Annotated in this window: 16 protein-coding genes; 7 read left to right on the top strand and 9 right to left on the bottom strand. The window is 38.4% G+C overall.

Going from position 1 to position 14091, the window contains the following annotated elements:
• Positions 1–18: 18 nt before the first annotated feature.
• Positions 19–525, bottom strand: coding sequence for a hypothetical protein (locus AC559H_RS06420; RefSeq protein ID WP_036833625.1), 507 nt, complete (start codon positions 523–525; stop codon positions 19–21).
• Positions 526–702: 177 nt separating this feature from the next.
• On the opposite strand from AC559H_RS06420, the gene AC559H_RS06415 reads away from it, so the two are divergent.
• Complete coding sequence (locus AC559H_RS06415) at positions 703–1005, top strand: hypothetical protein (RefSeq protein WP_026786602.1); 303 nt, start codon at positions 703–705, stop codon at positions 1003–1005.
• Positions 1006–1118: 113 nt separating this feature from the next.
• Here the strand turns inward: AC559H_RS06415 and grrM are convergent, their stop codons facing one another.
• The 3 genes from grrM to grrA (AC559H_RS06400) all read right to left on the bottom strand — a co-directional run bounded on the left by grrM (position 1119) and on the right by grrA (AC559H_RS06400) (position 3197).
• Positions 1119–2294, bottom strand: a complete 1176-nt coding sequence (grrM, locus tag AC559H_RS06410) for a cyclophane-forming radical SAM/SPASM peptide maturase GrrM/OscB (protein ID WP_026794056.1) — start codon at positions 2292–2294, stop codon at positions 1119–1121.
• 100 nt (positions 2295–2394) lie between these two features.
• Positions 2395–2745, bottom strand: coding sequence for a GrrA/OscA1 family cyclophane-containing rSAM-modified RiPP (grrA, locus tag AC559H_RS06405; RefSeq protein WP_026786604.1), 351 nt, complete (start codon positions 2743–2745; stop codon positions 2395–2397).
• Positions 2746–2885: 140 nt separating this feature from the next.
• Positions 2886–3197 (bottom strand): GrrA/OscA1 family cyclophane-containing rSAM-modified RiPP, encoded by a 312-nt coding sequence (grrA, locus tag AC559H_RS06400; RefSeq protein ID WP_026794055.1) that lies wholly within the window; start codon positions 3195–3197, stop codon positions 2886–2888.
• Between the two features lie 108 nt (positions 3198–3305).
• Between grrA (AC559H_RS06400) and grrP the strand changes: the two genes are divergently transcribed.
• From grrP to AC559H_RS06375, 5 genes are all read left to right on the top strand, one after another.
• Entirely contained in the window at positions 3306–4202 is an 897-nt protein-coding gene (gene grrP, locus AC559H_RS06395; RefSeq protein ID WP_036833627.1) for an extracellular substrate binding-like orphan protein GrrP, read from the top strand.
• A 123-nt stretch (positions 4203–4325) separates the two neighbouring features.
• Positions 4326–4628 (top strand): HigA family addiction module antitoxin, encoded by a 303-nt coding sequence (locus AC559H_RS06390; protein WP_026786606.1) that lies wholly within the window; start codon positions 4326–4328, stop codon positions 4626–4628.
• Between the two features lie 102 nt (positions 4629–4730).
• Positions 4731–4937: a hypothetical protein gene (locus AC559H_RS06385; RefSeq protein ID WP_026786607.1), complete on the top strand. Its 207-nt coding sequence runs from the start codon at positions 4731–4733 to the stop codon at positions 4935–4937.
• Positions 4938–5109: 172 nt separating this feature from the next.
• The gene (locus AC559H_RS06380; protein ID WP_026794054.1) at positions 5110–7416 is read left to right on the top strand and encodes a phosphodiester glycosidase family protein; all 2307 of its coding nucleotides are present in this window, start codon (positions 5110–5112) and stop codon (positions 7414–7416) included.
• A gap of 81 nt (positions 7417–7497) precedes the next feature.
• Complete coding sequence (locus AC559H_RS06375) at positions 7498–8325, top strand: pentapeptide repeat-containing protein (protein WP_071782542.1); 828 nt, start codon at positions 7498–7500, stop codon at positions 8323–8325.
• A gap of 61 nt (positions 8326–8386) precedes the next feature.
• Here AC559H_RS06375 and AC559H_RS06370 read toward each other — a convergent pair whose 3' ends face one another.
• From AC559H_RS06370 to AC559H_RS06350, 5 genes are read right to left on the bottom strand one after another with little or no spacing between them, the layout of a single operon-like run.
• Positions 8387–9088: an ABC transporter ATP-binding protein gene (locus tag AC559H_RS06370; protein ID WP_026786611.1), complete on the bottom strand. Its 702-nt coding sequence runs from the start codon at positions 9086–9088 to the stop codon at positions 8387–8389.
• 3 nt (positions 9089–9091) lie between these two features.
• A complete protein-coding gene (locus AC559H_RS06365; RefSeq protein ID WP_026794052.1) occupies positions 9092–9871 on the bottom strand; it encodes an ABC transporter ATP-binding protein in 780 nt (259 codons plus the stop codon).
• Positions 9872–9881: 10 nt separating this feature from the next.
• A complete protein-coding gene (locus AC559H_RS06360; protein WP_026794051.1) occupies positions 9882–10835 on the bottom strand; it encodes a branched-chain amino acid ABC transporter permease in 954 nt (317 codons plus the stop codon).
• Between the two features lie 8 nt (positions 10836–10843).
• The gene (locus tag AC559H_RS06355; protein WP_026794050.1) at positions 10844–11794 is read right to left on the bottom strand and encodes a branched-chain amino acid ABC transporter permease; all 951 of its coding nucleotides are present in this window, start codon (positions 11792–11794) and stop codon (positions 10844–10846) included.
• A 49-nt stretch (positions 11795–11843) separates the two neighbouring features.
• Entirely contained in the window at positions 11844–13577 is a 1734-nt protein-coding gene (locus tag AC559H_RS06350; protein ID WP_347375204.1) for a BamA/TamA family outer membrane protein, read from the bottom strand.
• On the opposite strand from AC559H_RS06350, the gene AC559H_RS06345 reads away from it, so the two are divergent.
• Positions 13549–13731: a hypothetical protein gene (locus tag AC559H_RS06345; RefSeq protein ID WP_052349575.1), complete on the top strand. Its 183-nt coding sequence runs from the start codon at positions 13549–13551 to the stop codon at positions 13729–13731. The genes AC559H_RS06350 and AC559H_RS06345 overlap by 29 nt on opposite strands.
• Positions 13732–14091 lie beyond the last annotated feature (360 nt).

The following is a 14091-nucleotide window of genomic DNA, read 5'->3' as shown; positions in this document are numbered from 1 at the left end:
GCGGTAGCCGAATCTAAATTAATTTAAAAATACCGATCCTGCTTCTGTAATATTCATGGATCTTGTATCAAGACTAAAATTGTTTGTGACTTCAAATTGCACTTCTAAAACTCCAGGAGAAGTTTGCTTAGGTATGACTAATAAAGAACCTCCATCCTGGCGTTGATAGGTAAGTGTAATTGGGGGTGAACCTTGGACTTGAATTGTGGCATTTTTGGCTAATAATTCTTGACGAGTTCCTCCAATTAGTTGATATTGAATGGGTGTATTACTGTTATTAATTAACTTAATAGTGACTATTCCATTTACAGCACCAACTCTCGCACTGGGTAAGGGAAATCTAGGGGGAAGATCATCTTTTTCTGAATTAGAGTTAGAATTGGGTTGGGTAGTTGCAGGGGCGGCTTGGGGTCGTGTGGGTTTCCCAGGAGGAGGGCCACCTGCTAAGGCGATCGCCGATAGACTTGTAAACACTTCACCAATAGCAAGTATTAAGACGATCAAACGGGATACAGTTGCTTTCATGATTCGTTGTCCTTTAATCTTTACAAAATTTATGATCAGTTGATGTGAACCAGTTTAAGCTAAATTATCAATTTAAGGATAGAATATTGATAATTGTTCTATAATCAATGTATCATCCTGATCCAATTTGCCCAAATAGGTAACAGGTTAAAACACAATATTGTGATCATTTTCCCTATGCAATTGCTCAAAAAATTTCCGATTTTTACTTTAGCATTGAGTGTTTTTATTATCTCGGTTTTGACACTTACACAACCGATATTCGCCTCTCGCCAGACTCATAGGTTAATTGCTCAATCCATGCCCATTATTCCCGCTAAAATTGTATTTCTAACCCCTCAAATTCCTTCTCAAACCATCATTAAACCATCTTTGAGTCTCAATCAAATCTCTCCTACCTTAGCCTCAAACTGGACAACTGATCATAGCAACAGCCCAATTAGAGGATGTAATTGTCCTCAGTGTCAGTTAACGGTTTAATTTGACTAAACTGTATTACTTCTGGTGTTAACTGAAATTAAAAACAACATCAGAAGTTTTCCAATGGGTAGCACTATAATAATTTAGATGCTTAACAACTTAACAGTTTTCAACTATAACCCTAAAGAGTTTTCTAATTGCTCTAAAATAATATCGGTTACAACTTTAATTCGATAACGACAGGCCATGGTTTCACTACAGGCGAAAGTTCCATTTTCCCAATATTTATTACTTCCCGCACCGCCCCCACAAACTCCAAAATATTCACAGGTTTCACTACATAATTTAATTCCTTCCTGCATATCTGCATAAATTTTCTGGAATTTTTCTGTATCACAAACTGATTCAAAACTATCTTTTAATACATTTCCTAAAATAAAATTGCCATAAGGTTCAATATTCACCGATAATAATTCGGGGTCAAAGGTAGAAAAATTCCCTTGATAATCAATATTAATTAAAACAAAAGGGTTATTCATATCCGTTTGGGTCAAACGGGTATTAGAATAAATTAAACCACAAATAGCTTCAAATTCTCTAAGGTTAAATTCTCCCTGGACTTCTGAGGTTAATTCCCAAAAACGCTGCATAAACGCACGATATTTTTCCGGTGTGCCAATTTCTTCTAAGGTAGATGATTGATTCACACCTTCAATTTCTTCTAAATTAAATCCCACATCATAAATTCCATTTTCCCTGAAAAAATTAAAGATTTCATCGGCATAATTAAGCGAATCTTGAGTAATAACAGAAATCACATAAAAAGGAATATCGTTTTTTTGTAAGAAAGAAATTCCTCGCATAGTTTGGGCGTGACTTCCTGTTCCCTTACGGGTTTGGCGATGGGCGTCATGGATAAATTCCGGCCCATCTAAACTCACCCCGACACAAATATTATGTTCTTGAATAAAATCACACCATTTTTGATTAATATATGTGCCATTTGTTTGAACTGAATGCCAAATTTTTGCTTGTTTTTGATTATATTTTTGATCGGCTTCTTGAATTAGTTGAAATGCCGATTCATAAAAAGAAATCGGAACCGCCAAAGGCTCTCCAGCGTGCCAACAAACGGTAAATTCATCACCGAGAAACGGAGAGGTGAAGATATTTTTAAAGATAGGTTCTATTAAATCTAAGGATAGGGTATTTTTCAAGTCTCGGTTAGGTAAATAACAATAATCACAATTGAGATTACAAAAAGATGTGCCTTGAATTACGACTAAATTAATCGGGCCAAATTTGCTAAGATCAATCTTTTTAGGATTTAATAAAGTTGGATTTGTCATTGATTTTAATAGATTTTAATAGATTTAAAAGGGTTAAAAAAAATCAGCGCTGCCTGAAATCGCAACGCCTTTTTTAAAACAGGATAACATCTAAATAGAACTAACGGGAATTAATAAAGCGACCCCCATCACCCCAACCATTGCGCCAGTTATTCCCATTGCGCCAACTACCCCCATTTCCCCAGGAGCCGCCACCTCCGCGATTAATCCAGCCTCCCCGTCCTCCACCATTTCCCCAGGCTCCCCTGGCGATTTGTTCTCCGGGTTGTAGTGCTTCCGGTTTTTCTTGCAATTGGTTTTCTCGCTGTTTTAAAGTCTCTGTGATTCTTGACAAACGGGACTCAATAGTTGTAGATTCAGGGGTTTTAACTGTAGCATTAGCCGCCGGAATATTTAAGGCACTTAGAGCCAAGAAAAAGCCAACTAATCCTATTTTTGTGCTAATTTCCAAAATGGTTACTCCTTTTATTAATAAATTTCATGGCACTATAGCATAAATTTTGATATCAATTGATTTAAAAAGGATAAAAAATTTACCGTTGGTCACGATCGCAACACCTTTTTCAAGATCAGGATAACATCTAAACGGAACTAACGGGAATTGATAAAACGGCCCCCATCGGCCCAACCATTGCGCCAATTTCCACCACCCCCGCCTCCACGATTGACGAACCCACCACTACCATTCCCCCAGGCTCCGGCAATTTGTTCTCCCGGTTTTGGGACTTCCGGTTTTTCTTGTAATTGGTTTTCTCGCTGTTTTAAAGTCTCTGTAATTCTGGATAAACGGGAGTCAATAGTTATAGAGACTGGGGTTTTAACTATAGCATTCGCCGTAGGAATATTTAAGGCGCCAAGAGCCAAGAAAAAGCCCACTAATCCAGTTTTTGCACTAATTTTCAAAATAGTTAATCCTTTTATTGATAATTTTTCTGGCACTATAACATAAATTTTGATATAATTGGGTGGGTTTTCTGAAGAAAACTTGATTAAAGTTGTGTGAGGAAAAAAATGATTTTATCTAAAAAAATTGCGATCGCTGCTTTGGGTGCTGTTTTTTCCCTAAGTCTATCGAGTGCTGCATTTGCAGAAACAGTAATGGAAAAAGTAGCCCGAACTGGGGTATTAACCGCCGGAGTTCAGACGGATTTTATTCCCCTTTCCTATGTCAATGATCAGGATGAATTAGTTGGTTATTCCATTGATATTCTGAATCAAATTAAAGCCCAACTTGCCAAGGATTTAGGACGGGAAATTACTTTAGAACTGGTTCCGATTACCATCGGTGATCGGATTCCCAAGGTATTATCGCGGGATGTTGATATTGTCTGTGAGGATGTAACTTTTACTTGGAATCGCGATCGCTATGTCGATTTTTCCGTAAGTTATGGGGTTACAGGAACTCGTTTATTAGTTAAAAAAGGAAGTAATTTAGGCACACCAGAATCCTTAGTAAATCGGCAAATTGGTGTATTAGAAAATGGCAGCAGTGAATCAACTATACAAGTCGTACAACCCCAAGCCAAAATAGTCAAATTTAAGACTATTGGCGAGGGAATTGCCGCTTTAGAACAGGGTAAAATTGATGCTTTTGGTTCCGATGGGGTTTTGCTAGAAGGAGCTCGACAAACCCTCCCTAACCGTGATGCTTTAGAAGTAGTTCCTAATCTTCCCTATGCCCGGGAAGGAATTGCTTGTATTGTCCCTGAAAATAATTCTGCTTTTTTAGATCGGGTAAATTTTGCGATCGTAAAATTGATGCAAGGTTATGTCATGGGAGATAAAGAATCAGTGGCTATTGTCGATCAATGGTTTGGAAAAGATGGTGTGATCACAATAGATAATGATTTAATCAAAAATTACTTTCAAGGTGTGATTAACTCCAGGGAACAAATCAAACTTAACTAAGTAGGTGATTATAACTGTTCGTTGTTGCGCTTTAGCGCTCTCTAGTTAGGGGCTTTGCAGCAACAACAAACTTTTTTATCTGTTCAAATAATTATAAACATCTACTTACAACTAATAAAAATCATGAATGAAATTTTACTCTATAATCCCCATGCTGGAGATATCTTAGAACATGAATTTTTAGAAGAATTAGGAATTAATCAAAACACTTTGGCATCGGCAATTGATGTTGATTCTAATAAAATTCATGCTATTATTAAGGGAGAATGTCCAGTGACGGCTGAGATAGATTTATGCTTATGTCGTTATTTTGGACTTTCAGAAGGATATTTTTTAAGATTACAAAATACCTATGAAATTATGGAAGCTAAACGAAAATTAGGAGAAAAATTAAATCAGATTAACCCTTATTCCTATAGCCAGTAAATTCTTGATTGTATTATAAAAAGGGGGTTATGGGGTATCTATCGGGTAACAAATAGCGGTATTATAGAAGTTGTAACCACTGAATTATGAGTTGATCAGAATATGACTGAACCCAAAAGCGAAAAGTTGACTCGGGCTTTAAATCAATTAATTGAGGAACATGGGATTAAAAATCTTGTCCATTCTTTAGCCAATCATTGTTTCAAAGAAGCAGAATTTTTGCGGCAAGATCGCAGTACAGATTTAGCTGAAAACTGGCAAGATATTGCTGAGAAACTGCAAAAAGTTATGGAAAATCAAGAATCCTGATAGTTATTTAGTAATCTTAAAATAGGTTGTAATATCTTCTTGTAAGGTTTTGGAGTTCCAACCCTATTCGTGCTTTGGGTTTAGTCTCCAAACCCTACAGTTTTTTCAGTTAATTAAACCTAGATAGTACAATCTTTTCTCCCTATTCCCTATTCCCTATTCCCTTAATAATATGACCAGTTCACAACCGTTGTTTTCAGATATTAGCCAACATTGGGCGCGTCCGTTTATTCAACGTTTGCAAGCTCAAGGTTTAATTAGTGGATTTAAAGATAACACATTTCGCCCTAATCAAAATCTAACCCGTGGGGAATTTGCTACTATTTTAAAAGTGGCATTTCCCACTTCTATTAAACGTGAATATATTCCATTTAAGGATGTACCCAAGGAGTTTTGGGCGGCGGAAGCAATTAAAATTGCCTATCAATCTGGCTTTATTTCGGGGTTTCCTGATGGACAGTTTCTTCCTCAAAGTCCGGTGACTCGCTTACAGGTTTTATTGGCTTTAGTTTCGGGTTTGAATTTACCTCAAGGAGAGAGTTTAAACTTAAAAAATATTTATGAAGATGGGGATACCATTCCTAGCTATGGGACTCAGGCCATGATTACAGCCACTCGTTGTGAATTGGTAGTTAATTACCCCTATCCCCAACTTTTTAATCCTAATTCTAATGCAACTCGGGGAGAAGTGGTTAGTATTATCTATCAGGCTTTAGTGTTACTAAAAAAAGTTAATCCAATTATTTGTCCCTATATTATATCCTTAGCTCACCCCGGAATTATTAAAACAGGAACCCATCTTTCTGTTAATGGGAGAAAATGGAAATTACCCTGGAGTCAATGGAATTCAGGAATTGCTACAAATACCGGAATTAGTGATAAAGGAATTATCCAAGTTTTAGGAATTAATCCCTTAAATACAACGGAATTTAGTCTTCAACCCTTGAATTGGTTTGCTTTGCATTCAACTCCGGGGACTTTTTTTGATGCCGAATATCGTTATCTAAAAATTGATCAATTAGCAGAATTATCAGCCTGGGATTTGGAAATTCAAGAAAATACCCTTAATATTATTTCTAAACTAGGTACTATTCAAGCCATAAATTTTGAAGAACGTGCTAATATTTCTCAAATGACAATAACATTAAATCAACCGACTCCCTGGGAAATCTATCAACAAAATACGCAATGGGAAGTTGTTGTAGATGGAATTACAAATCCGACAATTGCTAAACCCTTTCAAGACCCGACTCAACCCACACCCACTTCTGGAACTTCCGAACAGCAAAATGAAGGAGAAACCGGAGTAATAACTCAAAAACCCTCTCGCCCTTTGGTAAAAATTACGAATAATCAAACTATAATTCAAGGAACTTTACCCGATGGTTATGGGGTAAAAGTTTGTACCTTGAATAATCCGAATCGGATTTTAATTGAGTTACGCCAGGATGCCTTAATAGAAAGGGATATTACCTGGGCAAAAGGGTTACGTTGGCGACAACAATATATAACTTTAAATAATAGCCGTTTTCCCGTAGTTTGGTTAATTGTAAATTCGGATTTTGGCTTGACTTTACGACCAATTTGGGCAAGTCAAACGGGAATGAAAGGCATTGACAGTTTAGCCAAAACCGTTGATAATAGTCAATGTATAGGGGCAATTAATGCCGGATATTTTAACCGGAATAATCTTTTCCCTTTAGGAGCAATTCGGCGGGAAAACAAATGGTTTTCGGGGCCAATTTTAAACCGAGGAGCGATCGCTTGGAATGACTCGGGACAGGTAAAATTTGCCCGTTTAACTTTAAAAGAAACCTTAATTCCATCATCGGGACAGACCTTAGACTGTGAATTACTCAATACCGGATATGTGAAGGCTGGAATAGCTCGTTATACTCCTGAATGGGGCGAAAATTATACCCCCTTAACCGCCAATGAAATTGTAATTGTGGTAGAAAATAATATTGTTAAACAACAACTAGAACAAACAAATACGACCGCCGCTATTCCTATTCCTAAAAACGGTTATTTATTAACCTTGCGTTCATTTCGTAGTGCTTTAAATTCGTTTTCTGTGGGTACATCTATTCAAATTCAATCCCAAACTACCCCCTTGGATTTTAATTCCTTTCCCCATATTTTAGGCGGCGGGCCATTATTATTACAAAATGGGCAAGTGGTGGTAGATGCGATCGCCGAAGGGTTTAGTCCCGCCTTTGCAGATCAGTCTGCCATTCGCAGTAGTGTCGGGATCACCGCCAAGGGAGAATGGTTGATTGCCACCGCCCATAACCGCGTCGGAGGGGTGGGGGCCAAATTAACCGAAATGGCACTCTTAATGCAGCAATTAGGAGCCACAGATGCGTTAAATTTAGACGGGGGAAGTTCGACCAATTTAGTTTTAGGAGGTCAACTTTTAAACCGTATCCCCGATACCGCCGCCCCAGTTCACAATGGTTTGGGGGTATTTCGGCGCTAAAAAACCCCAAGTTAGAGATATATGTTAAGCTGTAGCACTAATATAGATTGTTAGCTAAATTCTTAATTGCGGACTCCTGCCATGATCACTCCCAGTGAGTTGAATTACTATTATAAAGTGTTAGATCTGAAGCCTGGAGCCTCCTTAGAATTGGTGGATCAGGCCTATAAAGACTTAGCATTTATTTGGCATCCCGATCGCATTCCTGAAGAAAATCAACGATTAAAAAAAATCGCTGAGGAAAAACTCAAGGAAATTAATCAAGCCAGGGAAAAATTGCGTTCGTTATTGCGTAAATCAAGTCCAAATTCAACTCAACATTCCTCAACTGTTTCGCGTTCAGAATCCCATTCCAGAGCATCCTCAAATAGTACAGGAAATTCCTATACCTATCAAAACCCCTATTCTAATTATCAATCCTCTACCTATCAAAGCCGGGTAAAAACCTCTGAAAATAATAATTTTCAACGCCCCCCAGCCAGTAAACCTCCGGTTACGCCCCCACCGCCAACTCCCCCCGCACCAACGCCTCCCCCCACTAGACCGACGGAATTAAGTGGATTAAGTTTTAAAGGTGCGGATTTAAAAGAAAGGGATTTTTCCAGTCGCAATTTAAGCGGTGCGGACTTAACTGAAGCCGATTTAAGTGATGGGTTTCTGCATAAAGTTAACTTAAGTGCCGCCTGTTTATATAAGGCGAATTTATTTAGGGCGAATTTTTTACAAGCTAATTTAACCTATGCTAATTTACAGGAAGCTAATTTAATTGGGGCTGATTTAAGTGGCGCTGATTTAAGATGTGCAGATTTAACCGGGGCTAAGGTAGGAATTGGGGATAAAATTATGGTAAAATTAACCGGAGCTAAATTAGCCGGGGCTATTTTACCCGATGGTAGTGTTCATATTTGATTTAGATCTACCTAAATAAATAAAAGGATTTTATCAATAGTAAGGGTCATTTTTTCAACTTTTAACCTAAATAGGCTTGTCTAACTCGTTCATCTATTAATAAATCAGAGGCTTTACCAGTGAGGGTTAAATATCCAGCTTCTAAAACATAACCTCGATTTGCAATTTCTAAAGCTAAATGGGCATTTTGTTCCACTAATAAAATTGTAACACCGGATTGATTTAATTGACGAATTACCGAGAAGATTTCTCTAACAATTTGAGGAGCTAAACCTAAACTGGGTTCGTCTAATAATAATAGCTTAGGACGACTCATCACCGCCCGGGCGATCGCTAACATTTGCTGTTCTCCACCGCTTAGAGTTCCTGCTAATTGATGTTTTCGTTCTGCTAACCGAGGAAAAATCATAAATTGTTTTTCAATATCGGCTTTAATTCCTAAGCGATCGCTACGAGTATAAGCCCCTAATTCTAAATTGGTTAATATGGTTTGTTGAGATAGTATTCTCCGACCTTCTGGACTTTGGGCTATTCCCATTTTAACAACTTGATCGGGACGTAAATCGGTGATATCTTTTCCTTGATAAAGGATTTTTCCTTGGCGGGGATTAATTAATCGAGAAATGGTTTTTAAGGTGGTACTTTTCCCTGCTCCATTCGCTCCAATTAGGGTGACAATTTCCCCTTGATTAATAATAATATTAATCTCTTTTAATGCTTGAATTGCACCATAATTAACCGATAGACTAACTAATTCTAACATAACTTATTCATCTCCTAAATAGGCTTCAATTACCGCCGGATTATTTCTCACCATTTCCGGTTCTCCTAAAGCAATTAATTTTCCAAAGTCTAATACCGCAATGCGATCGCATAACCCCATCACTAAGGGTACATGATGTTCAATTAAAATTACTGTTAATTGAAATTGTTCTCGAATTTTTCTAATTAAATCACTGAGTTCTTTTTTCTCACTGGGGTTCATACCCGCCGCAGGTTCATCTAATAATAACAATTTCGGTTCTAAGGCTAAAGCCCGAGCAATTTCTAAGCGTCTTTGGTCGCCATAAGCAAAATTACGAGCTTTTTGTTCAGCCCTTTCTGCTAATCCAAAAATTGCTAATAATTCCCTAGCTTTTTGATAGTTTTCCTGTTCGATTTTTACCGCTTTTGGTAAACCTAAAACCCCTGAAATTAGATTAGCTTGATTATGGATATGACGAGCAATAACAACGTTTTCTAAAGCCGATAAATTGCCAAATAACCTAAGATTTTGGAAGGTTCTGGCTATGCCATTTTCAGCAATTTGATAGGGTTTTAATTGAGTAATAGAATTATTTTGATAAATCAATGATCCTTGAGAGGGAGGAATTAACCCGGTAATTAAATTAAATAACGTAGTTTTTCCCGCCCCATTAGGGCCAATTAAACCAAATATTTCTTGATCTTGAACCGCAAACGAAACCTGATCAACTGCTAATAATCCCCCAAAATATCGGGTTAAACCTTGGACTTCTAAAAGGGGTTTTAAGGTTGATAAACTCATTTTTTAACCCTTATGATTGTTTTTTTAATAGTCCCCGCCAGGGATTTTTTCGGGTAATTTTGTTTAATAATTCGGGAGTAATTAAACCTTGAGGATAAAAAATTGACCCCAAAACCAGTAACACCCCAAAAATAATTAAACGTCCTTCCCGTAAGAATTGGGCTAACCATAAAGGTAAACCACTAATTTCTCCCATTCCCCGTAAAACTTCCGGTAAAGCGGTGAGAATAATTCCCCCTAAGACGGGGCCCCAAAAGGTTCTTGACCCGCCAATTAAAACAAAAGCTAAATAAATAATACTACTATCAAAGGTGCCTTGACGAGCATTCCAAGTATTGAGAAAATGGGCACTAATAGTTCCCACTAATCCTGCTAAAATTGCCCCCAAGGTAAAGGATAACACTTTATAATGGGTAGGATTAACCCCCATAGAATCGGCGGCTAATTCATCTTCTCGAATTGCACTAAAAGCGCGTCCGGCTTTAATTTTTTCTAAGCGATATAAGAATATCATACTCAGAATTAATAGGGGAATTGCCACCCATAAATATTCTAGGGGAGTTGCAAAGGGTTGGGGAATCCCAAAGATACCAACTGCACCTCCAGTTATCTCTAGATTTAAGGCTAAAACCCGTAAAATTTCGACTAAAGCAATAGTTGAAATGGCTAGATAAATTCCTCGTAATCTCAATACTGGAATGCCTAATCCTATGGCTAAAATAGCAGAAATTATGGCAGTGATCAATAGTTCTAAAAACAAAAAAGGTAAGGGAAAAATAGTCCCTTTAAATTTAAAAACCTGGGTAGATAAAATCGCCGCAATATAACCCCCTAACGCATAAAATCCAGGGGTTGCTAAGGAGAGTTGACCCGCCATTAAGGGTAAATAAACGGATAACCCTAAAATCGCTCCAAATAACATAGAAACGATTAAAAACCCGTAGGTGTTCAAAAAATTAATCATGGAATGAATTATACCTTTTGAATGCGTTTACGTCCTAATAATCCCTGGGGTCGAATTAATAGCATTATTAATAGAATAGCAAAGGAAATCGCTTCTCGATAACCAGAAAAATCCGGCGGGACAAAAGCCTCTGCTAACCCTAATAATAACCCCCCAATTACCGCTCCAGGAATACTTCCTAACCCCCCTAAAACGATTACTCCTAACCCCTTTAAACCGAAAGCAATACCAAAATAAGGCCCCGCAATACTCACACTAGATCCTACCAAAGTTCCGGCGAGTCCCGCTAAAAATCCACTGACAAAAAACGTTAATATAATAAACTGTTCCGGGTTAATTCCTAATAAACTGGCGGTAATTTCATCCTCAGCCACCGCTTGTAAGGCTTTACCAATCTTTGTTCTATTGACTAAATAGGTTAATAAAGCCACGATGACCATACAAACCGTAAAAATAATCACCTGAACGCTTCTAATCATAATCGGTTTTGTGGCTGTACCGAAATTAATTGCTGCGGGAATATTGCCATAAATATTATCAGGAAATGTGTAAATTTCTGCCCCGACTAAATATTGAATTGTATTCACAATCACCACCGCAGCCCCCAAACTGGAAACCAAGGTTAATAGGGAATCAGCCCCTCTAACTCTCAAGGGTCTAAAGGCTAATCTTTCCAAGATAATTGAGGCTAACCCAGCTAAAATACTCCCTAGAATTAAGGCGATAAAAAACGGGAATTGAAAGGGTAACTTACCATTGGCTAATAATCCATTAAACCCAAAAACGCCCCCGGATAAGATATAGGTAAAATAAGCTCCCAAGGTAAAAATAGCACCATGAGCAAAATTAATCACCCCTAAAATTGAAAAAACTAGAGTGTAACCCAAGGCAAAAATAGCATAAACACTCCCAATTGATAAACCATTTAAAAATGATTGTAGGAAAAAATTAAAATCCATCTATATAGGGAATTACGAATTACGAATTACGAAAACCAGATAATACTTTTTAGAACCGTTCTCCTAAACCGAAGTGAATCCGACCATCTCCATTATTATTAATCCCATAATCAATCCGTACTGGCCCTAGGGGAGTTTGTAGGCGCACACCAACCCCATAACCGAAACCACTTCCGGGTTTATCCCGCACACCCCCAGGAGAGCCAGGAACTGTCCCCTGGGAACCTAAGTCCGTTGCCGCGTCCACAAAGAGCGCTCCGCCAAGAAACTTGGAAAACAGAGGAAAACGATACTCAATGGAGGCTTGGATAAAACTTCGGGTAGAAGCGATCGCCCCTTCTTCCCAACCCCGTACTGAAGTCGTCCCACCCAAGGGAAAGGCTTCATAGGGGGGTAAGTTCCCAATTACCGTACCTCCTTGGAAGTTAAAAGCAAAGGATTGATCGCCTTCGGGAATCAAACCGGATAGGAATTTCACCGGAACATAAAAAGTATATGCAGCCCGCAAACGGTTCATTAAAATACTTCCCGAACCTACCGGGATAGATTGTTCCGAACCAAAACGCACTAAATAACCGGAGGTGGGTTGTTGCTTATTGTTGCGGCGATCTCGAAGAAATCCAAACTGAACGGTGAATAAATCGTCTTTTCCACTCCCGCTATAACTGAGTTGATTCCCAAATTCATCGGTACGGTTAATGTTCCCATCGGAGTCCGTGATTTCCACCCGTTGATATTGGAATCCGACGGAAGCGACCCAATTGGGATCAGAAAAAACATTATCCGCATACGGACGGGTAAAACTAATACCTCCTCCAGTCCTCACTACCCGGGGGCGATCGCCATTGGCTAAGTAAACCTCTTTTGGCCCATTTTCAAAGACCACGGAAATTGTCCGACGTCTAAAAGCATTCACACTATAAGAGGTGCGATAGGGATCACCCGCAATCCAAGGATCGGTAAAGTTTAAATCCATTTGAAATACCCGATTTCCCGCCTCTAATTCCGCCCCTAAGCGTTGGTTATTTCCCCCTAAGTTAACTTCTTGATAACTCAATGTTCCAAATAATCCGGCGGCGGAACTTACACCTCCCCCAAATGCGAGTGATCCGGTGGTTTTTTCGATCACATTCACAACAACTACCGCCTCCCGGGGATTATCTTTTCCGGGTTCTAATTCTAAGCGGACATCTTCAAAAATTCCCAAACCAAATACCCGAGCTAAATCCTGTTGTGCGGTTTTTTGGTTAAATACGTCCCCGGGTTTTAATTGAATTTCCCTGGTGATAATAAAGTCTCTGGTTCTTCCCGAAATTGGTTTTCCTTCTTCATCGGTTGCTTCTCCATCGCTATTCAGGAAACGCACCCCAATATTTTCAATCACCCCTTCTGCAACTTCTAGGTTAACAACACCTTCTTTTGTAACTTCAGGAGCGGCGACAACCTGCGCTAAAACATAGCCATTATCCTGATACCATTGATTGACTTTTTTAATTCCTGCTTCTATTTGATTCAAGTTGATGGTTTTATTCAATTGCTCGCCGAAACTTTCGTTAATAATTTCTTGGGGTAAAACCGTATTCCCTTGAATTACAACTTCTTTGAAGATGGGGTTTTCTTCGACTTCAAAAGTAACCCGTACTCCTAAAGGTGTATCTTCTGGAACAGCTTTGACATTTCGGAATAAACCTGTAGCGAAAATTGCATTAATATCTCTTTGTAATTGAGTTCGGGTTGTTGTTCGTCCGGGTTGGGTGGAAATAACGCTATATACTTTTTCAATTAATCCTTGGTCTTGGGTTCCTGTTACCGTAATTTCTCCGACTAATACTTCGGTTTCAGAGGGTGCGGGTGTGCTAGGAAGGGGGATAGTAGCAGGAGTTTCAGGTTGTATTGGAACTTCAGAATTAGGGGGTAAAGTTTCGGGTGTTGCTTGAGCAATAGTTAATGGAATTATGGGAGAAAATTGCGATATTTTTTCTAAATTTTTATTTAAACTCGGTTGAAATAAATCAGATTCGGGTAAGTTGGAATTAAGGGCGATCGCTGATTCTGTTGCGACAGGAAAGCTAAAATTACCGACTTTTTCAGTTTCAGCTTTATTCAGGATAATTCCTAAATTCGAGAAATTATTAATTTCTGCAATTGCAATTTTTTCGGGAATTGAAGTTGGGAATTGGGCTATTTTTCGGAATCTTTATGTAAACTCGGTTGAAATAAATCAGATTCAGGTAAGTTAGAATTGAGGATGATCGCATCTTCTGTTAATACTGGAAAGCTAAAATTACCGACTTTTT

Origin of the sequence: Planktothrix prolifica NIVA-CYA 540 (assembly GCF_963864145.1) — a bacterium.
In the GTDB taxonomy this organism is placed as follows: domain Bacteria; phylum Cyanobacteriota; class Cyanobacteriia; order Cyanobacteriales; family Microcoleaceae; genus Planktothrix; species Planktothrix agardhii.
This window is presented reverse-complemented; position numbering and strand designations above follow the sequence as displayed.